The organism is Micromonospora sp. II (genome assembly GCF_001709195.1).
Classification (GTDB): Bacteria; Actinomycetota; Actinomycetes; order Mycobacteriales; family Micromonosporaceae; genus Micromonospora; species Micromonospora chalcea.
This window is the reverse complement of sequence record NZ_LYXF01000011.1, coordinates 95,862-114,690: the sequence shown is the minus strand read 5'-3', so window position 1 is coordinate 114,690 and position 18,829 is coordinate 95,862. Positions and strand designations below refer to the sequence as shown.

Sequence of the window (18,829 nt, the reverse complement as noted above, 5' to 3'; positions counted from 1 at the left end):
GCGCGGGCGTCAGCTCTTGGCGAGCCGTTCCAGCGCGCCCCGGGCCACCTCGGGCCGGGTGGTGTACCAGAACGGCGGCAGCGAACGGCGCAGGAACGGGCCGTACCCGCGCGCCGTCTCCAGCCGCGAGTCGAGCACCGCCACCACGCCCCGGTCGCCGGTGGCCCGGATCAGCCGGCCGACGCCCTGGGCCAGCCGGACCGCCGCGATCGGCACGCTCACCGCCGCGAAACCCGAGCCGCCACCGGCGTCCACCGCCGCGGCGCGCGCCGCGGCGAGCGGCTCGTCCGGCCGGGGGAACGGCAACCTGTCGATCACCACGAGCTGGCAGGCGTCGCCCGGCACGTCCACCCCCTGCCAGAGCGACATCACCCCGAACAGGCAGCTCTCCCGCACCTCGCGGAACCGGCGCACCAGCAGCGGCAGCGCCTCCTCGCCCTGCAGCAGCACGGGCAGGTCGGTCCGCGCGCGGACCAGCTCCGCCGCCTGCTGCGCGGCCCGTCGCGACGAGAAGAGCCCGAGGGTACGACCACCGAGCGCCCCGACCAGCGCCAGCAGCTCCTCACCGGCCGGCCCGGGCAGCCCGGAGACGCTGGGGCGGGGCAGATGCGCGGCCACGTACAGGATGCCCTGCCGGGCGTAGTCGAACGGCGAGCCGACGTCCAGCGAACTCCAGCCCGGCCCCTCGGTGGCCGGCACGGTGCCGATCGACGCCCGGCTGCCCTCGGCAGCGGCCACCGGCGGCGTGACCGGGGTGCGGCCCGCGGCGGCAGCGGTGGCGATCGCGGCGGCGGCCGGGGACGGCGGGGCGGGCGGCGGCGCGTCCAGCCCCAGCGCCCGGGCCACCGTGTCGAAGCGGCCGCCCAGCGCCAGCGTCGCCGAGGTGGCGACGACCGTGCGCTCGTCGTACAGGTGGGTGGCGAGCGTGCCCGCGACCGACAGCGGCGCGACCACCAGCGCCCGGCGGCTGCCGTTGTCCGGCTTCTCGACCCAGGCGACGTCGTGGTCGGCCTCCTCCAGCAGCCGCTGGGCGGTGGTGGACAGCTCGTCCAGCACCGCCTTGGCCTGCTGCTTGCGTACCGGGTCGGGGTCGTCGGACTTCACGTCGCCGATCGCCTCCAGCGCGGCCCGGGTCGCCGAGTCCAGCAGCGTGCACGCCTCGCGCAGCGCGGACGGCAGACCGGCGGTGAGCCGCCCGGCCGGCGCCTCGGCCAGCCCCACGGCGAGCGCGTCACCGGCCTCGGTGAGCCGCTCGGCCAGGTCCGGGCGCAGCAGCGGCCGGGCCCGGCGGGTGGACCTGTCGATCAGCTCCGGCACCAGCTCGGCCTGGGCCGCCGAGGAGACCCGGTCGGCCAGCTCGTGCGCCTCGTCCACCACCAGCAGCTTGTGCGGCGGCACGATGTGCCGACCGGCGAGCATGTCGACGGCGAGCAGGCTGTGGTTCGTCACCACGATGTCCGCCTCGCGGGCGCGCGCCCGGGACGCCTCCGCGAAGCACTCCTGACCGAACGGGCAGCGGCTCGCGCCCACGCACTCGCGCGCCGGCATGGAGACGGTGCGCCACACCTGGTCGTCCACGCCCGGATCCAGCTCGTCCCGGTCGCCGGTGGCGGTCTCCTCGGCCCAGTCACGCAGCCGCTGCACCTGCTTGCCCAGGCGGCCCGCCTCGCCGAGCCACTTGGTGCCGCCGTTGCCGGGGCGCGGCGCGTCGAAGAGCGCGTCGTCCGGCTCGTCCTCGACCGAGCTGTCCAACCTCGCCAGGCACAGATAGTGGTGGCGACCCTTCAGCACGGCGAACGTGGGGCGCCGGCCCAGCACCGGCTCGACCGCGTCGGCCAGCCGGGGCAGGTCGTGCTCGACCAGCTGGGACTGCAACGCCAGCGTGGCGGTGGAGACCACCACCGGCCCGTCCACCGTCAGCGCCGGCGCGAGGTAGGCCAGGGACTTGCCGGTGCCGGTGCCAGCCTGCACCAACAGGTGCTCGCCGGAGGCGATGCTGCGCTCGATCGCCTCGGCCATCTGCTGCTGACCGGGCCGGGCCGCGCCGCCGGGAACCGCGCCCACCGCGGCGGTCAGCAGCTCCCCGGCGCCGGCGCGACCACTGCGGCGCTTCTTCGGGACGGCCGGGCCGGTGGCGGTGCGGGACGGGGTCACCGTGCGACCGTACCCGCCGGCACCGACGGGGGTCCGGTCGCTCCGGCGGCGTGGCGGGACGGCGGGTCGCGTCCGGTTACCTCCCGATCGCGTGGCGTGGCCGGAATCGGTTAGGGTGCCAGGCATGCCGAGCGACGTGGTCCGCGTGATCTACCGCAAGTACGACGGCAGCGCCCACCGCGACTACCCGGCCCGCCGCCTCGCCGAGGACGATCTCGGCGTCTGGCTCGGCGTGCCCGCCGGCACCGAATCCGTCTACCACGGCCGCCCGTCCGTCGAGCAGATCCCGTTCGTCCTGCTGGTGCCCCACCACGGCTGGTGGACCGGCATGTTCAACCCGCCGCCGCGCACCAGCGAGGTCTACTGCGACATCGCCACCCCGGCCAGCTGGGAGGGCGCGGAGACGGTCCACCTGATCGACCTCGACCTGGACGTGGTGCGCCGCCGCGAGACCGCAGTGGTCGAGCTGCGCGACGAGGACGAGTTCGCCGAGCACCGGGCCCGCTGGGGCTACCCGGACGACGTGGTCACCGAGGCCGAGGCGGCCGCCCGCTGGCTGCTCGGCGCGCTCGGCGACGGCACCGAGCCGTTCGCCACGTCGTACCGGAAGTGGCTGGCGCTGGTGGTCTGAGCCGGCTCACCAGCGCGGCGGCCAGGCGGCGTCCGGCCCCAGCGGCGGCAGCTCGCCGACCTTGTCCGGGTTGAGCTGGTTGAACACCCCGGTGACCCGCCCCTCGTGGACGGCGAACGAGGTGACGATCCGCATGGTCCGCCCGTCCCGGTAGGGGACCTCCGACTGCCAGCCCAGCGTGCCGTCCACCACCACCGGCCGGACCCGCATCGCGCCCCACTTGCGGGCCTGGTTGAACAGGCCGAGGAGCAGGCGACCGGCCGCCTCCGCGCCGACCACCGGCTGGCGGGCCGCCGGGAAGTGGCCGCCGGAGTCGCCGATCGCCACCACGCCGGGTGCGAGCACCCGGACCAACTGCTCCAGCTCGCCGGACTCCACGGCGGCGACGAACGCGGTGAGTACCCGTCGCTGCTCGGCGAGGTCGGCGCTGTGCTGCGGCGCGTCCGGCCGGTGCACCGCCCGCCGGGCCCGCGACGCGAGTTGACGCGCCGCCTCCGGCGTGACCGCCAGTACGTCCGCCACGTCGGAGAACGGCACCGCGAACACGTCGTGCAGCACGAACGCCACCCGCTGCTCCGGCGTCAGCCGTTCCAGCACCACCAGCAGCGCGGTGCCGATTTGGTCGGCGCGTACCGCCCGCTCGGCCGGGTCGGGCGCGAACCCGTCCGCCGTCGGCACGGTGGTCACCACCGGCTCGGGGAGCCACTGACCCGGGTACGCCTCCCGGCGCACCCGGGCGGAGCGGAGCACGTCCAGGCAGATCCGCGAGCAGGTGGTGATGAGCCAACCGCGCAGATCGCGTACGCGGGCGCGCTGCTCGGGGTCGCTCAACGCGCCGGAGAAGCGCAGCCAGGTCTCCTGGACGGCGTCCTCGGCCTCGCTGCGGCTGCCGAGCATCCGCCGCGCGACCGCCAGCAGATGCCCCCGCTCCGCTTCGAACTCCCCCGTAAGTTCATCCACCCACCCATTCTCCCGCCCCACCACCCGCCCCGGCACCCCGCCGCCCACCCTCGCCGATCTTGCGCTTGCCGCCCCGGCAAAAGCCGCTTTCCGGATGCACCAGAGGCCGCAACTGCAAGATCAGCGGGGTGGGGCGGGCGGGAAAGGGCTTCGGGGGTGAGGATCGGGGGATGAATGAGGTGGTGGGGCCCGAGGGCGGGTCGATGCGGGAACTGCTGCGGGTGGGGCCGGGGGCGGTGGATCTGGCGGCGATCGACCCCCGGTCGACGCCCGGGCTGCCGGCGGTGGCCGGGCGCGGGCCCGCGCGCAAGGAGTGGGCACGGGCCCAGGTCGAGCTGGTCGGCGCGGAACTGGGGCGGCAGCAGGAGATGCTGTACGCCTCGGCGCAGGGCGCCTCAGGTCCGGGCAGCGCCACGAGCGCGCCGTCCCAGGCGGGCGCGGGGCTCGGTGAGGGCCGGCCGCGCCGGCTGCTGCTGGTGCTCCAGGCGATGGACTGCGGCGGCAAGGACGGCACGGTGAAGCGGGTGGCGGGCGCGATGAACCCGCTCGGGCTGCACATCCGCTCGTTCGGGCCGCCCACCGAGGAGGAGTTGCGGCACGACTTCCTGTGGCGGGTACGCCGGGCGCTGCCGCCGCCCGGGTACGTGGGCGTGTTCAATCGCTCGCACTACGAGGACGTGCTGATCGCCCGGGTCGAAGGGCTTGTCGACGAGGCGACCTGGCAATCCCGGTACGCGATCATCAACGACTTCGAGCGGGAACTGGCCGAGCAGGCGGTGACCGTGATCAAAGTCATGCTGCACATCTCGTACGCCGAGCAGGGCGAGCGGCTGATGCAGCGGCTGACCGACCCGACGAAGTTCTGGAAGTACAACCCCAGTGACCTGGACACCCGGGCACGATGGGACGACTACCAGGCGGCGTACGCCGAGGCGATCGAGCGGTGCGGCGCCGACGACGCGCCCTGGTTCGTGGTCCCGGCGGACCGCAAGTGGTACCGGGACTGGGCGGTAGCCCACCTGCTGCGCGAGACGTTCGACGAGTTGCATCTGGGGTATCCGCCTGCCGATTTCGACGTTGAACGGGAGCGTGACCGGTTACGGAGCCAACTCGGCGGGTGATCAGGTGAACGGAAGGTGAACGAGCGGTGAATCGGGCTTGACCAGGGGTGGGCCGATCGAAAGCCGCCTGGACGCGATCCCTAGCATGCGCAATGCAGACGCCCGGGCGGCGACGGCCACCCTTCCACCGACACGACGAGGTCCGTGCTGTGAAGTTTTCCTTCCGTCCCACCGAGGGCGCCTTCTACGAGCTCTTCACCAGGGCCGCGCAGAACCTGGTCAAGGGGACCGACCTGCTCAACGAGCTGGGTCTGCCCGGCGCCGACGTGCAGTCGATCAGCGAGCGGCTGACCGACATCGAGCACGACAGCGACCAGATCACGCACGAGCTCTACAAGAAGATCAACTCCACGTTCATCACGCCGTTCGACCGGGAAGACATCTACCGGCTGGGCTCGCTGCTCGACGACGTGATGGACCACCTGGAGGCGGTCGGCAACCTGCTCTACCTGTACGGCCTGACCAAGCTCCCGTCCCTTCCGCGTGAGCTGCACGAGCTGGTCAACGTGCTCGACCTGCAGGCCAAGCTCACCGCCGAGGCGATGCCCCGGCTGAAGTCGATGAAGGATCTTGAGGACTACTGGATCGAGTGCAACCGGCTCGAGAACGACGGCGACCAGGCGTACCGGATGCTGCTGGTACGCCTCTTCTCCGGTGAGTACGACGCGCTCACGGTGCTGAAGATGAAGGAGGTGGCCGACGAGCTGGAGGCCGCCTGCGACGCCTTCGAGCACGTCGCCAACACCGTCGAGACCATCGCGGTCAAGGAGTCCTGATCCAGTGAGTCCCGAACTCATCGCCGTGCTGGCGGTGATCGCGGTCGCCATGGCGTTCGACTACACGAACGGCTTCCACGACGCGGCGAACGCGATCGCCACCAGCATCTCGACCCGGGCGCTGACCCCCCGGATCGCCCTGGCGCTGGCCGCCGTCGGCAACTTCGTCGGCGCGCATTTCGGCGCCGGCGTCGCCAAGACGGTCGGCGACGGCCTGGTCACGTTGCCGACCGGGGTGGAGAGCCTCGGCGTGGTCTTCGCCGGCGTGCTGGGCGCGATCATCTGGAACCTGATCACCTGGTACTTCGGCCTGCCGTCCTCTTCCTCGCACGCCCTCTTCGGCGGCCTGGTCGGCGCGACCCTGTTCGCCGCCGACGGCATCGTCCAGTGGGGCACCATCATCGAGAAGGTCCTCATCCCGATGGTGCTCTCGCCGGTGGTCGGCCTGGTGCTCGGCTTCCTGGTGATGCTGGCGATCATGTGGCTGTTCCGGAAGGGGCAGCCGGGCAAGCTCAGCCGCGGCTTCCGCTGGGCGCAGACCGCGTCCGCCGCCGCCATGTCGGTCGGCCACGGCATGCAGGACGCCGCCAAGACCATGGGCATCATCGTGCTGGCGCTCTACACCGGTGGCTTCCAGGAGAGCAAGACCCACATCCCGGGCTGGGTCTTCTGGACCTCCGCGGCGATGCTGGCCGCCGGCACGTACGCGGGTGGTTGGCGGATCATCCGGACGCTCGGCCGGAAGATCATCGACCTCGGCCCGGCGGAGGGCTTCGCGGCCGAGACCGTGGCCAGCGCGGTGCTCTACTTCAACGCGCTCGTGCTCAAGGCGCCGATCTCCACCACGCACACGATCACCTCGGCGATCATGGGTGTGGGCGCGACGAAACGGCTCTCCGCGGTGCGCTGGAACGTGGCCGGCAACATCGTGATCGCCTGGATCATCACGTTCCCGGCCGCCGCCGCGATCGCCTGCCTCGCGTACCTGCTGGTCCGCCCCCTGTTCTGAGCTCCCGCGCAACGACGTCGAGGGGTTCCCCGCCGTGGCGGGGAACCCCTCACGCGTAGGAGACGCCGATCCGGGCCTTGATGTCGTCGATCAGGCCCATCACCTCGAGCGTGGCGGCGTGCGGCACCAGCGGGCTCTCGGTCAGCCCGGCTGCCAGGCAGCGCTGCACCTCGATCGCCTCGTACTGGTAGCCGCCGCCGGTCAGGTCCGCCGGGATCGTCTCCGGCTCGGCGCCGGCCCGGTGCAGCACGGCGTGCGCGGGCCGGAAGAACAGCTCGGGCAGGTCGATCCGGCCGGTCGTGCCGGTGATCGACGCGGTGATCGCTGTCGCGCCGACCATGCCGCAGCTGAGCGTTGCCACCGCGCCGGAGTCCCAGCCGAGCACCATGCCGGTGTTCTCGTCCACCGCCTCCGGGGTCAGCTTCGCCCACGCCTGCACGTGCTGCGGCACGCCGAGCACCAGGTGGGCCAGGCTCAGCGGGTAGACGCCGAGGTCGAGCAGCGCGCCGCCGCCGAGTGTGCGGGCCCGCATCCGGTGCTCCGGCGGGAACGGGCCGGCCACGCCGAAATCCGCCCGTACGTGCGTCACCTCGCCGATCGCGCCGTCCCGGATCAGCTCCAGCACGCGCAGGATCAGCGGGTTGGTCCGCATCCACATGGCCTCCATGAGGAACAGGCCCCGGGCACGGGCCGTCTCCACCAGCTCGGTGGTGGTCGGCAGGTCCAGCGTGCAGGGCTTCTCCACCAGCACGGCCTTGCCGCCGGCCAGGCACGCCAGCGCCGCCTCGTGGTGCGCCGCGTGCGGGGTGGCCACATAGATCGCGTCCACGTCCGGGTCCGCGGCCAGTTCCGCCCACGAGGCGTACGCCCGCGGCACGTCGTGCCGGCGCGCGAACAGTTCGGCGCTCTCCCGGGTACGCGAGCCGACCGCGACCAGTTCGGCGTCCGGCACCAGCCGCAGGTCCTCGGCGAAGCGGGCGGCGATGTTTCCGGTGGCCAGGATTCCCCAACGCGTCATGCCCGGCACGCTATCCCTTCCCGCTGCGGGACCGGCAGGGTGATCCACCGGTCGGGACGGCTCAGCGGGGGATGTCGGCGACGGCCAGGGCGGCCAGTTCGATCGTCGCCCGCCGCGTCGCCAGCGTCGGCCGGTCGGGTTCCAGGTGCGCGTACGCGGCCCATGCCCCGGTCGAGCCGTCTAGCTGTTCCCGCAGGATGTCGGCGTGCCCGGCGTGCCGGTTGGTCTCGGCCAGCACGTGGACCATGACGTTGAACAGCTTGACGTGGGGGCGGGGCCACCACGGCACGTGGCCGGGCGCGTCGATGGGGAGGGCCTCGATGGTCGCGTCCGCGTGCTCCCACGCCCGTCGGTAGCGGCCGATCACCTCCTCGCGGGTCTCGTGCTCGGTCGCCCACATGTCGGCGCCGTCCGGATCCGGATCGTCCCACCGGGGCAGCGGTTCCGGGAACGGCCTGCCGAACACCTCGCCGAAGTACCGGGCCTCTGTGAACGCCAGGTGCTTGACCAGGCCGAGCAGGTTGGTGCCGGACGCGGTCAGGGGGCGGCGCACGTCGTACTCGGACAGCCCGTCGAGCTTCCACAACAGCACCTCGCGGATCTGACGCAGGTCGTTGTGCAGGTAGTCCTTGGCGAAATCGTCGATCACGGGTCACCACCCTGCCAGGCGCGGCCGGCGCACGCTGCCCCGTGCCTGCCGGTGGCTGCGCCGCGGTCCAGCGGCGCACGGCTGAGCGCACGCGCCGATGCTCCGGCTGCGCCCGCTTCCGGGCGGCTGAAGTCGCTCCATGGTGACCACGTAGCGTAAAGATTGCTGAGAGTGATGGCTTTCGTTCGCCTGATCACCGAGTCGGGCACCCAAAAGCGACCAGGCGGACATAAGGCAGCTCTCTTTCGGGCTGACCCAGTCGCCTCTCGCCGACTTTGCTCTGCAGCCGCATGCACACTGCTCACGGAAGGTCGCCGATGCGGATCTGGCTGCAGAGCAAAGTCGGCGGAGGAGTGACCCCTGGTCGGGCGAAAATACTACCCAGTGTGATCGGGTCGCCCGCTGGGGAGCGCGGGTCCCGCGTGCCCCGGCGAGCGCGACCGGACTGCCCACCGTGTCATGCCCGGCACGCCGCCCGTAGGAACGTCAGGCGTCTCCCGTGCCATCGCGCCCGGCCCTGGATGCCCCGGGCTGCGGCGTGGCCACCAACCGCTGGCTCGCCCGGGCCGGACGGCCGTTCATCGTCTCCACTGCGACTTCGCGGCTGGCGACGAGGTGGAAATCGCCAAAGAGATGGTCCAGCCAGTCGGTGGTGTGGTGTCGGCACACCGCCCCGTCGTCGGTCTCGAATATCCCGTAGGTGCCGTACTTGGCTGCGAACCGTTCGTACCGGGAACGGTTACGGTGATCCTCCTGCAGGCACAGGTCACTGACATAGATGAGCCCGCCCGGCCGTAGCACCCGATGCAACTCCGTCACCAGCTCCCGCTGTCCGGCGTCGTCGGGTATGCACGTCAACACCGCGAACAGCAGCACCAGGTCGACGCTGTCCGCCTGGTGGTCGAGCTGCGGAGGATTGGTGAGAACCGTGAATAGTGCTCCGGCCTGCTCGTTCTTCGCGCGGCTGACGAGACGGGGCGCGACATCCACCCCCTCGACATTCTCGAAGCCCTGCTGCACGAGCAGCCCCGCCAGCCGACCGTAACCGCACCCGTAGTCGAGAACGCGTGCCCGCCGATCGATGCCGTTCAGCCACGGAAGTGCGACCGGGTGGCCGAAAGTCTTCGCGGCACCCTTGGAGTTCCAATACCCCACCTGATTGTTGAGATCCGTCATCCGAGGAGTATCGGCGCAATCGGCGGAGGGCGGCGGCATCGGGCGGCGGGGCGGCGTCGCCCGTTACGGCACTAGGCTCGCCGCATGACGATCGACGGCTTCGCCGCACCCCCCGCCCTGGTGGAGCACGCCCGCCGGTTCCGGGCCGAGGGCGCCGTACCGGCCGTGCCCCGGGTCGCCGCCACCGTGCTGCTGCTCCGCCCGGCCGGCGACGGGTTCGAGGTCTACATGATCCGCCGGGTGGCGGCGATGACCTTCGGCGGCATGTACGCCTTCCCCGGCGGCGGCGTGGACCGCTCCGACTCGGAGGCGCACCTCGGCTGGGCCGGCCCGGACCCGGCGGCGTGGGGTGTGCGGCTCGGACTCGACCCGGCGGCCGCGCAGGCGGTGGTGTGCGCCGCCGCCCGCGAGGTCTTCGAGGAGGCGGGCGTGCTGCTCGCCGGGCCGGACCCCGACACGGTGCTCGGCGACGTGAGCGGCGACGACTGGGAGGCGGCCCGGCAGGACCTGGAGGGACGGCGGGTCGGCTTCGCGGACCTGCTGGCCGGGCGCGGCCTCACGCTCCGGTCCGACCTGCTGCTGCCGTGGAGCCGGTGGATCACCCCGGAGTTCGAGCCGCGCCGCTTCGACACGTACTTCTTCGTCGCCCTGCTGCCCGAGGGGCAGCGGACCCGGGACGTGTCCGGCGAGGCCGACCACACGCTGTGGCTGCGCCCGGCGGACGCGCTGGCCCGCGCGGAGGCCGGCGAGCTGACCATGCTGCCGCCGACCATGGTCACGCTCGCCGAGGTCGCCGCCGCGGGCGACCTCGGCGGCGTGGCGCGGGATGCGGCGGAGCGCGACCCGGGTACGCCGATCCTGCCGTACATCGAGGGGCTGGACGGCGCCGAGCCCAGCTTCCGCCTCAGCCGAAGCGGCCGGTGATGTAGTCCTCGGTCTTCTTCTGGCTCGGGTTGCTGAAGATCTTCTGCGTGTTGTCGTACTCGATCAGGCGGCCCGGGTCGCCGGTCTTCTCGATCGAGAAGAATGCGGTCCGGTCCGACACCCGCGCGGCCTGCTGCATGTTGTGCGTGACGATGATGATGGTGAACTTGTCCTTGAGCTGGAACATCAGGTCCTCGATGGCCAGCGTGGAGATCGGGTCCAGCGCCGAGCAGGGCTCGTCCATCAGCACCACCTGCGGCTCGACCGCGATGGTGCGGGCGATGCAGAGCCGCTGCTGCTGACCGCCGGACAGGCCCGCGCCGGGCTTGGCGAGGCGGTCCTTCACCTCGTCCCACAGGTTCGCCGAGCGGAGCGCCCGCTCGGCGGCCTCCTCCAGGATCGACTTGCGCCGTACGCCGTTGAGCCGCAGGCCCGCCACCACGTTCTCGAAGATGCTCATGGTGGGGAACGGGTTCGGCCGTTGGAAGACCATCCCGATCATCCGGCGGACCGCCGTGACGTCCACGTCGCGGTCGTAGATGTCCTGGTCGTCGATGGTGAGGCTGCCCTCGACCCGGGCGCCGGGCAGCACCTCGTGCATCCGGTTGATCGACCGCAGGAAGGTGGACTTGCCGCAGCCGGACGGGCCGATTAGGGCGGTCACCGTCTTCGGCTCGACGGTCAGGTTGATGTTCTCGATCGCCTTGAACCCGCCGTAGTAGGCGGTCACGTTCGTGGCTTCGATGCGCTTGGCCATGGTGGCGGTACCTCCGGGGTTCATCGGCCGAGCCGGTTGCGGCGGGACAGCAGCTTCGCCGCCACGGTGAGGACGAGGACGAGGGCGACCAGGGTCAGCGCGGCGGTCCACGCCCGTGCCGGCGAGTACCTCGACGCCTCACCGGCCTGCTGGTAGACGAAGAGGGCCAGCGACGACTGGTTGTTCTCGAACGGGTTGAAGTTGATCGCCGCGCCGCCGCCGGCGACGAGCAGCACCGGCGCGGTCTCACCGGCGGCCCGCGCGATGGCGAGCATGACGCCGGTGACGATGCCGGGCAGCGCGGTCGGCAGCACGACCCGCAGGATGGTCTTCCACTTCGGTACGCCCAGGGCGTACGCGCCCTCGCGCAGCGGCGCCGGCACCAGGCGGAGCATCTCCTCGGTGGAGCGGACCACTGTGGGCAGCATCAGCACGCTCAGCGCCAGCGCGGCGGCGAAGCCGGAGAAACCGGGCCGCCCGTCGTTGAACCACGGCGAGACGATCAGCACCCAGAAGGCCAGCACGAACAGGCCGGTGACGATCGACGGGATGCCGGTCATCACGTCCACGAAGAAGCGGATGGTGAACGCGAACCGGCCCCGGCCGTACTCGACGATGTAGATCGCGCAGAGCACGCCCAGCGGCACCGTGATCAGCGTGGCGATGCCCACCTGCTGCAGCGTGCCGACGATCGCGTGGTACGCGCCGCCGTTGGCGTCCCGCGACCCGATGTTGTTCATCGAGGTGCCGAAGAAGTTCGCGTCCAGCCGCTCGGAGCCCTTGCTGACCAGCGTCCAGACCACCGAGGCCAGCGGCAGCACGGCCAGCACGAAGGCGGAGTGGATCAGCGCGCTCCAGGTCCGGTTGCGGGCCGACCGGCGGCCCTCCACCGCGTTCGCCGCGACGAACAGACCGGCCAGGTAGAGCAGCGCGCCGACCACCACGACCAGGACCGGGCCGCCGATGCCGGCGCCGTACACGATGCCCGCCGCGAGCAGCAGCGCCGCGACGGCGATGGCCGGAGCGGCGTACGCGGGAAGTCGCCTCGCCCGCAGCGTGGCCGGCTGGGCCGGCGGGCGCGGGCGGCGGGAGGTGAGGGTGGTGGTCATGCGGCCGACTCCGTGAACTCGCGCCGCCGGTAGATGATCGCCCGGGCGGTGATGTTGACGATCAACGTGATCGCGAACAGCACCAGGCCGGAGGCGATGAGCGCGCCCCGGCCGGTGTCGTTCGCCTCGGCGAACCGGTTGGCGATGTTCGCGGCGATCGAGTTGCCGCCGCTGGCCAGGATGTTGAACGAGATGGCGTACGTGGAGCCGAGCGTGAGCGCCAGCGCGATGGTCTCGCCGAGCGCCCGGCCCAGGCCGAGCATCACCGCGGCGATGACGCCCGGGCGCCCGTACGGCAGGACGGCGGTGCGGATCATCTCCCAGCGGGTGGCGCCGAGCGCGAGCGCGGCTTCCTCGTTCGCGGTCGGGGTCTGCCGGAACACCTCGCGGGACAGCGAGGTGATGATCGGCAGCACCATGATCGCCAGCACCACGGAGCCGAGCAGGATCGAGTTCCCGTACGGGCCGTCGCCGAAGATGGGGATCCAGCCGAAGTACCTGTTCAGCCAGGCGGACAGGTCGGCGACCGGCTGGGCGAGGTAGTCCCGGCCCCAGAGGCCGAAGACGACGCTCGGCACGGCGGCCAGCAGGTCGATCAGGAAGCCCAGGGCGTTGCCGAGCCGCCGGGGCGCGTAGTGCGACAGGTACAGGGCGATGCCCAGCGCGACCGGCACCGCCATGAGCAGCGCCAGCAGCGAGCTCAGGACGGTGCCGAAGGCGAGCGCGCCGATGCCGAACTGCGGCGGGTTGTCGTTCGGGAACCAGCCCTCGAACGTCCAGAACGACTCGGTGTTCGCCCGCAACGCCGGGACGGCCTTGGCGACCAGGAAGATCGCGATGGCCGCGATGACCACCAGGACCGTGGTGCCGGCGGCCAGGGTCAGGCCGCGGAACGCCCGTTCCGCGCCGAAGGCGCGGGCCCGGGGGAGGGCGCCGCCGCCGCCGAGGCCACCGTCGGGGCGGCCCGGGTTACCGGGGCGCTCGGCCACACGCGCCGAGGCACCGGCGGGTCCCTCGTGGCTCGTGGCCACGGGAGTCCCGCCGGTGCCGGCGTGGGCCGAGCGCTGAGGGGTGTCACCCATCTGCTCGCTCGCTTCGCGTTGAGGAGGTGTCGGTCGGGAGCGTCAGGAGAGGCTCTTGACCGCGGCCTCGACCTTGGTGCGGACGGTCTCGGGCAGCGGGGCGTAGCCGAGCTCGACCAGCTCCTTCTGCCCCTCGGCGCTGGCGGCGTGGCCGAGCAGGCCCTTGACCAGCGGCAGCTTGTCGGCGGCGAGGCCCTTGCTGCAGACGATCTCGTAGGTCGCCAGGACGATCGGGTACGCCCCGGCCTCCTTGGTGTTGTAGTCGATCGACATCTTCAGGTCGTTGCCCTGACCCTCGAACTTGGCGCCGGCGATGGTCTTGCCGGCCGAGTCACCGGTCAGCTCGACGAACTCGCCGTTACCGTTCTTGACCTTCGCCATCTTCAGGTCGGAGTTCTCGGCGTACGACCACTCGACGTAGCTGATGGTGCCGTCGGTGCTCTTGACCTTGCTGGCCACGCCGTCGGACTTGGCCGCGCCGACGCCGCCCGGGGCCTTCCACGCCTTGGAGTTGCCGAGCGTCCAGTCCGCCTCGGCGGTCTTGGAGAGGTACTTGGTGAAGTTGTCGGTGGTGCCCGACTCGTCGGAGCGGTGCACCGCCTGGATCGCGGTCGACGGGAGCTTGGCGTCCGGGTTGTCGGCCTTGATCGCCGGGTCGTCCCACTTGGTCACCTTGCCGGCGAAGATCTTCGCCAGGGTGGCCGGGCTGAACTGGAGGTTGTCCGCGCCGCTGACGTTGTAGACCACGGCGACCGGGCCGATCACCATCGGCAGGTTGAGCGCCTGGCCGCCGACGCACTTGGCGTCGGCCTGCGGCTGCTCCTCCGGCTTGAGGGGGGAGTCCGAACCGGCGAAGTCTGCGGTACCGGCGATGAAGGCCTGGATGCCGGCGCCCGAGCCGCTCGGCTCGTAGTTGATCGTGGTGCCGGCGCACTTCTGCTGGTACGCCTTGATCCACTCGGCCATGGCGTTCTTCTGGGCCGAGGAGCCCTGCGCGTTCAGCGTGCCCGTCGCGCAGTCCACCGCGGCGGTGGAACCGGAGGCGCCGGCGGGCTCGTTGTTGTCCGAGCCGCAGGCGCTGAGACCGAGAACCGCGGTAAGAGCGAGACAGGCGATGGCGCCGTGCCGCTGGAGCTTCACTTCAGGGGTTTCCCTTCACGTCTTTGGTCAGGTCGCCCGGAGTGCCGGGGGCCGGCGCTGACCGGCTGACACGAAAGGTAGGAGGGCCAGGTGGACGGTTCGCCGGACGCAAGTGAACGCGCGGTGAACACGTTCAGCCGACGAGATGGCCGTACGCTGAGGAAGGGTTGTCCATTTCGTGAACTAGCAGCCTGGTATCGCCTTTATGGCGATTTTCCGGGGCCGCGGAACGCTCAGCCGCGCTGGTAGTTGACGTGCGCGGACCACATGGCGAAGCCCAGCCGCTCGTAGAGCGCGACCGCGGCGGTGTTGCTCTCGTCCACGTAGAGCATCACCCGGTCCAGCCCRCGCTCGTCGCGCAGGTGGGTCAGGCCGGCGGCGGTGAGCACCCGGCCCAGGCCGCCCCGGTGCGCGGACGGGTCGACGCCGAGCACGTAGACCTCGCCGATGCGGGCCGAGCCCGGCCGCTCGTGCACCTTGGTCCAGTGGAAGCCGAGCAGCCGCCCGGTCGTGGAGTCGACGGCGAGCAGGAAGCCGGCCGGATCGAACCACGGCTCGGCGATGCGTACGCGCAGGTCGTCGAGTGTCCACTTGCCCTGCTCGGGGTGCTGGGCGAAGGCCGCGTTGTTCACCGCCAGCCACGCCTCGTCGTCCTCGCCGGGGCGGAACGCGCGCAGCGTCACGCCGTCCGGCACCACCGGCTCGGGCAGTTCGGGGGTCAGCGGACGGCGCATCTGCCAGAGCACCCGCGCCCGGGCGAAGCCCAGGTCGACAGCGAGCGCGGCGGCCGACGGGTGGTCGCCGTGGGCCCAGGCGCGCAGCGGACCGGGCGCGGCGTCCACCACGCCCCGGGCCAGCGCCCGGCCGACGCCGCGCCGCCGGTACGCGGGATGCACGACCAGTTCGGCGCCGACGCCCTCGGCCGGGGCGGTGACGTCGAGATGCGCGTACCCGGTGAGTGTGCCGTCGGCGGTGCGGGCGGTGACGTGCACGGCGGGCGCCTCGGGGTCGCGCAGCCGCAGCAGCACGTGCTCGTCGAGCGGGTCGGCGCCGTCGGCGTCCCCGGCGGCGCGGGCCAGCGCCAGCACCTCCGTGACCTCGTCCGGCGTCAGCCGGTCCGCCCGGTCGATCCGGTCGGTCGCGGGGCCACTGGTCGGCTCGGGGCTCATCTGAGTCACGGTAGCCGCCGTCCGGCGGCGGTTCGCGCCGGACGAGTGCGGCGGTCGGTGGCGCTCGTCACTGCGGGCCGACGGGCAACGACTCCAGCTCGAACCGCGCCAGTATCTCGGGCAGGAGTTGCTGCAACGCCGCGACCGTGCCGGAACGGTCCCCGCCCGCGTCGTGCATGAGCACGATCGCCCCCGGTCCCATCTGTGTGCGGATCCTCGACTCGATGGTGAGCGCGCCCGGCGCCCTCCAGTCCGACGGGTCCACGCTCCAGTGCAGCGGGGTGAGGCCCAGGTCGGCGCAGGCCGAGATCACCGGGCGCGTCCAGGCCCCGCCCGGCTGGCGGTAGTACGCGATCCGCGCCCCCGGCGCGGCGGCCAGGATCGCGTCGTTCGTGCGCAGGATGTCGGCCCGGATCGTCGCCGGGGACCGCTTGCCCAGGTCGACGTCGTGCTCCCAGGAGTGGTTGCACAGGGTGTGCCCCTCGGCGACTATCGACCGGATCAGATCCGGATGGGCCTCGGCGTTCTCGCCGACGACGCAGAACGTCGCCTTCACGCCGTACTGGGCCAGCAGCGCGAGCACCTGCGGGGTCCAGCGCGGATCGGGGCCGTCGTCGAAGGTCAGCGCGACCCGGGACGAGCCGGTGACGACCAGGCTGCCGTACGGGCCGTCGCCGCCCGGTTCGACCGGGGCGGCGTCCGGCGCGGCGTCGGGGCTCGGCCCGGCGGTGGCCCGGCCGCCGGGGAAGTCCGTGCTGGGCGGCTGGTCGGCGTAGCGCGGTCCGTTGAGCGCCGTGGTGGCGCCGGCGTTCGACGGCGGGTGTTCCGGGACCAGGCTGCGGCCCAGCGCGAACGCCGAGCCGAGCAGGCCCGCGAGCACCACGGTCACGAGCCCGGTGGCGCGCAGCGTCGGGCCCCGCATCAGCGGCACCGGCCGTTCGTCGCCCCCGTGTTCACCGCACGCACCGCCGCCCCCTTTGCCCGGTAAATCCGGCAGTCAGGATATGTCTGACTGATCGGGCAAAAAGGGCGTTCTGCGGAAATGCCCCCTACCGGAGTGGGGCGTGGGCGGTCAGACCGGCAGCGGCGCGGGCTCCGACTCCGGCAGCGAACGCGACGGCGGGACGACGAACTTGTAGCCCACCTGGCGGACCGTGCCGATCATCGACTCGTACTCCGAGCCGAGCTTGGCGCGCAGGCGCCGCACGTGCACGTCGACCGTGCGGGTGCCGCCGAAGTAGTCGTAACCCCAGACCTCCCGCAGCAGCTGGTCCCGGGTGAACACCCGCCCCGGGTGCTGGGCCAGGAACTTCAACAGCTCGAACTCCTTGTACGTGAGGTCGAGCGGGCGGCCCTTCAGCTTGGCGGCGTAGGTGTCCGGGTCGATGTTCAGCTCACCGGCCCGGATCGAGCCGCCGGCGCCGGCGGTCGCGTTGCTCAGCCGGCCGACGGCGAGCCGCAGCCGGGCCTCCACCTCGGCCGGCCCGGCGCCGGCCAGGATCACGTCGTCGACACCCCAGTCCGCGTTGAGCGCGATCAGGCCCGCTTCGGTGACCACCGCGACGAGCGGTACGCCGAGCCCGGTGGCGTGCAGCATCCGGCACGTGGCGCGCGCCTCGCTCAGTTCGGAGCGGGCGTCCACCAGGACGGCGTCCGGCGTGGGGCCGGAGACCAGCGTGCGGACGTCGCGGGGTGCGGTGCGGACCGAGTGCGGCAGCAGGTCGAGTGCCGGCAACACCGCCGACGGCTCACCGGCCCGTGCGGTCACGAGCAGCAGGAGCTCCACGATCACCTCCGTCCCGGCGGCCCTTCGGCCGCGCGCGACCAGCGACACGCCCGGGTGAGGGCGGCGCTGTGAACTTGCGTGGGTCCCGGCGTCGCTGACGGGCGGGTAACGGCCTGAGCGTAACCGATGGACCCGCCGTCACCTCCGGGGTGCTTTCCCGTTTGCCCCTTCTGCCCTTGATCGCGGTGCAGGTTTTAACGTCACCGAAACCGGGACCTCCGCCGAGCCGCCCGGGTCTGGCACGATCGGGGCGTGTTTCCCTCCACCTCGCGCGACACCGGTCGTGAACCGTGGGCCGACGACCCGTCCGCCGGGCCCTCCGGCCCCGCCCGTGGCTACCCGCCCGCCCCGCGTACCGGCCCCGCCGACGAGGAGGGCGACCGGCCGGAGCGGAAGGGACCGCGTCGGCTACGGAAGGGCGGACCCGGCCGGCGCGCCGACGACGAGTCCGACGAGGCGCCCGAGGAGGAGATGCCACCGGTCCCGGTCCGCCGGCCGCTGGCGCTCACCGTCGCCGGCTTCGCCGCGCTGCTCGGCGTCGGCCTGGTGCTCGGCGCGCAGACCTCCGGCCCCGGGCACCGGCTGCCGTTCGCGGCCATCATCTTCGGCGTCCAGATGCTCTTCGTGCTCGCCTGGACGATGGCCATGCGACCGCCCGCCCTGCTGGTCGTCGCCCTGGTCAGCGCCGGCACGGCCGTGATCGCCGACGTCGCGGCGGTCCAGTCGGACATCGCCGGCCTGGCCCCGCTCGGCTACGCCGCGGCCGCCGGGCTGCTGCTCGCCGTGCTGGGGCAGCTCGTCCGGCGGGTGGACCGGGTCCGGGTGACCGACTCGCTCGGCGGCACCCTGCTCATCGTGGTGGGCGTGGTCGCCTTCGGCACGCTCGTCGTGCTCAGCCGGATTCCCAAGGGCACCCAGGCGATCACGGTCTGCCTCACCGCCGCCGGGGTGGCGTTGCTGGTGGCGCGGCTCACCGACGCGGTGGCGCCGTGGCCGCGGCTCGCCCCGCAGGTGCCGCGCGGCGCGGCCGGCGTGGTCGCGGGCGCGATGCTCGGCACCCTCACCAGCGCCCTGCTCGGCAGCTACCTGGTCGGTTTCACCCCGACCAGCGCCGCCCTGGTCGGCGTGGTCAGCGCCGCCACCGCCGTCCTGGCCGACCTCGCCGTGGGGTACGCCGAGGCGGGCCGCCTGATGGCCGGTGAACCGCCGACGATGTGGGTGGCCCGGCACATGCAGGGGCCGCTGGGCGGATTCGCGCTGGCCGCGCCGGCCGCGTACGCGATGTGCGTGCTGTTCCTCTGACGCGGTTGGGGAAGATTCGCCTCGGGTAAGTACGGTTGCGCCGCGAGACGCGGTGACGGCGGCGAG

18 protein-coding genes are annotated in these 18,829 nt (G+C 72.4%); 6 read left to right on the top strand and 12 right to left on the bottom strand.

Going from position 1 to position 18,829, the window contains the following annotated elements:
• Positions 1 to 9 precede the first annotated feature (9 nt).
• Positions 10 to 2,154 carry an ATP-dependent DNA helicase gene (locus A8711_RS07505; RefSeq protein WP_069087813.1) on the bottom strand — a complete coding sequence of 715 codons (2,145 nt, stop codon included), beginning with the start codon at positions 2,152 to 2,154 and terminating at the stop codon, positions 10 to 12.
• 124 nt (positions 2,155 to 2,278) lie between these two features.
• Between A8711_RS07505 and A8711_RS07500 the strand changes: the two genes are divergently transcribed.
• Entirely contained in the window at positions 2,279 to 2,785 is a 507-nt protein-coding gene (locus A8711_RS07500) for a DUF402 domain-containing protein (RefSeq protein WP_069087812.1), read from the top strand.
• Positions 2,786 to 2,791: 6 nt separating this feature from the next.
• Here A8711_RS07500 and sigJ read toward each other — a convergent pair whose 3' ends face one another.
• On the bottom strand, positions 2,792 to 3,745 hold the full coding sequence (gene sigJ, locus A8711_RS07495) for an RNA polymerase sigma factor SigJ (RefSeq protein ID WP_069087811.1): 954 nt from the start codon (positions 3,743 to 3,745) through the stop codon (positions 2,792 to 2,794).
• Between the two features lie 170 nt (positions 3,746 to 3,915).
• Between sigJ and A8711_RS07490 the strand changes: the two genes are divergently transcribed.
• The 3 genes from A8711_RS07490 to A8711_RS07480 all read left to right on the top strand — a co-directional run bounded on the left by A8711_RS07490 (position 3,916) and on the right by A8711_RS07480 (position 6,651).
• Complete coding sequence (locus A8711_RS07490; protein WP_069087810.1) at positions 3,916 to 4,866, top strand: PPK2 family polyphosphate kinase; 951 nt, start codon at positions 3,916 to 3,918, stop codon at positions 4,864 to 4,866.
• A gap of 149 nt (positions 4,867 to 5,015) precedes the next feature.
• On the top strand, positions 5,016 to 5,642 hold the full coding sequence (locus tag A8711_RS07485) for a DUF47 domain-containing protein (RefSeq protein ID WP_030504473.1): 627 nt from the start codon (positions 5,016 to 5,018) through the stop codon (positions 5,640 to 5,642).
• Between the two features lie 4 nt (positions 5,643 to 5,646).
• A complete protein-coding gene (locus tag A8711_RS07480; RefSeq protein ID WP_030504472.1) occupies positions 5,647 to 6,651 on the top strand; it encodes an inorganic phosphate transporter in 1,005 nt (334 codons plus the stop codon).
• Positions 6,652 to 6,700: 49 nt separating this feature from the next.
• Here A8711_RS07480 and A8711_RS07475 read toward each other — a convergent pair whose 3' ends face one another.
• From A8711_RS07475 to A8711_RS07465, 3 genes are all read right to left on the bottom strand, one after another.
• Positions 6,701 to 7,669 (bottom strand): Gfo/Idh/MocA family protein, encoded by a 969-nt coding sequence (locus tag A8711_RS07475; RefSeq protein WP_043330895.1) that lies wholly within the window; start codon positions 7,667 to 7,669, stop codon positions 6,701 to 6,703.
• Positions 7,670 to 7,730: 61 nt separating this feature from the next.
• The gene (locus A8711_RS07470) at positions 7,731 to 8,318 is read right to left on the bottom strand and encodes a DinB family protein (protein WP_069087809.1); all 588 of its coding nucleotides are present in this window, start codon (positions 8,316 to 8,318) and stop codon (positions 7,731 to 7,733) included.
• A 486-nt stretch (positions 8,319 to 8,804) separates the two neighbouring features.
• The gene (locus A8711_RS07465) at positions 8,805 to 9,494 is read right to left on the bottom strand and encodes a bifunctional 2-polyprenyl-6-hydroxyphenol methylase/3-demethylubiquinol 3-O-methyltransferase UbiG (RefSeq protein ID WP_069087808.1); all 690 of its coding nucleotides are present in this window, start codon (positions 9,492 to 9,494) and stop codon (positions 8,805 to 8,807) included.
• Between the two features lie 84 nt (positions 9,495 to 9,578).
• On the opposite strand from A8711_RS07465, the gene A8711_RS07460 reads away from it, so the two are divergent.
• Positions 9,579 to 10,418, top strand: coding sequence for an NUDIX domain-containing protein (locus tag A8711_RS07460; protein WP_069087807.1), 840 nt, complete (start codon positions 9,579 to 9,581; stop codon positions 10,416 to 10,418).
• Here A8711_RS07460 and pstB read toward each other — a convergent pair.
• The 7 genes from pstB to A8711_RS07425 form a co-directional block, all read right to left on the bottom strand.
• The gene (pstB, locus tag A8711_RS07455) at positions 10,399 to 11,175 is read right to left on the bottom strand and encodes a phosphate ABC transporter ATP-binding protein PstB (protein ID WP_013288829.1); all 777 of its coding nucleotides are present in this window, start codon (positions 11,173 to 11,175) and stop codon (positions 10,399 to 10,401) included. The two genes, A8711_RS07460 and pstB, sit on opposite strands and share 20 nt — an antisense overlap.
• A 20-nt stretch (positions 11,176 to 11,195) precedes the next feature.
• Positions 11,196 to 12,284, bottom strand: a complete 1,089-nt coding sequence (gene pstA / locus A8711_RS07450) for a phosphate ABC transporter permease PstA (protein ID WP_043328005.1) — start codon at positions 12,282 to 12,284, stop codon at positions 11,196 to 11,198.
• On the bottom strand, positions 12,281 to 13,366 hold the full coding sequence (pstC, locus tag A8711_RS07445; RefSeq protein ID WP_069087806.1) for a phosphate ABC transporter permease subunit PstC: 1,086 nt from the start codon (positions 13,364 to 13,366) through the stop codon (positions 12,281 to 12,283). Before pstC ends, pstA begins: the two co-directional genes overlap by 4 nt.
• A 42-nt stretch (positions 13,367 to 13,408) precedes the next feature.
• Positions 13,409 to 14,506 carry a phosphate ABC transporter substrate-binding protein PstS gene (gene pstS / locus A8711_RS07440; RefSeq protein WP_043328009.1) on the bottom strand — a complete coding sequence of 366 codons (1,098 nt, stop codon included), beginning with the start codon at positions 14,504 to 14,506 and terminating at the stop codon, positions 13,409 to 13,411.
• 233 nt (positions 14,507 to 14,739) lie between these two features.
• Positions 14,740 to 15,675 carry a mycothiol synthase gene (gene mshD, locus A8711_RS07435; protein WP_069087805.1) on the bottom strand — a complete coding sequence of 312 codons (936 nt, stop codon included), beginning with the start codon at positions 15,673 to 15,675 and terminating at the stop codon, positions 14,740 to 14,742.
• A 67-nt stretch (positions 15,676 to 15,742) separates the two neighbouring features.
• Entirely contained in the window at positions 15,743 to 16,597 is an 855-nt protein-coding gene (locus tag A8711_RS07430; RefSeq protein ID WP_043330897.1) for a polysaccharide deacetylase family protein, read from the bottom strand.
• A gap of 150 nt (positions 16,598 to 16,747) precedes the next feature.
• On the bottom strand, positions 16,748 to 17,467 hold the full coding sequence (locus A8711_RS07425) for a response regulator transcription factor (RefSeq protein WP_176722767.1): 720 nt from the start codon (positions 17,465 to 17,467) through the stop codon (positions 16,748 to 16,750).
• A gap of 246 nt (positions 17,468 to 17,713) precedes the next feature.
• Here A8711_RS07425 and A8711_RS07420 point away from each other — a divergent pair, with 246 nt between their 5' ends.
• Positions 17,714 to 18,763: a hypothetical protein gene (locus A8711_RS07420; protein ID WP_064446713.1), complete on the top strand. Its 1,050-nt coding sequence runs from the start codon at positions 17,714 to 17,716 to the stop codon at positions 18,761 to 18,763.
• Positions 18,764 to 18,829: the final 66 nt, after the last annotated feature.

Coding starts and splice junctions, on each gene's coding strand:
- A8711_RS07500 (WP_069087812.1), top strand. CDS start 2,279: ATGCCGAGCGACGTGGTCCGCGTGATCTACCGCAAGTACGACGGCAGC.
- A8711_RS07465 (WP_069087808.1), bottom strand. CDS start 9,494: ATGACGGATCTCAACAATCAGGTGGGGTATTGGAACTCCAAGGGTGCC.
- pstC (WP_069087806.1), bottom strand. CDS start 13,366: ATGGGTGACACCCCTCAGCGCTCGGCCCACGCCGGCACCGGCGGGACT.
- A8711_RS07475 (WP_043330895.1), bottom strand. CDS start 7,669: ATGACGCGTTGGGGAATCCTGGCCACCGGAAACATCGCCGCCCGCTTC.
- pstA (WP_043328005.1), bottom strand. CDS start 12,284: ATGACCACCACCCTCACCTCCCGCCGCCCGCGCCCGCCGGCCCAGCCG.
- A8711_RS07490 (WP_069087810.1), top strand. CDS start 3,916: ATGAATGAGGTGGTGGGGCCCGAGGGCGGGTCGATGCGGGAACTGCTG.
- pstB (WP_013288829.1), bottom strand. CDS start 11,175: ATGGCCAAGCGCATCGAAGCCACGAACGTGACCGCCTACTACGGCGGG.
- A8711_RS07460 (WP_069087807.1), top strand. CDS start 9,579: ATGACGATCGACGGCTTCGCCGCACCCCCCGCCCTGGTGGAGCACGCC.
- A8711_RS07430 (WP_043330897.1), bottom strand. CDS start 16,597: ATGCGGGGCCCGACGCTGCGCGCCACCGGGCTCGTGACCGTGGTGCTC.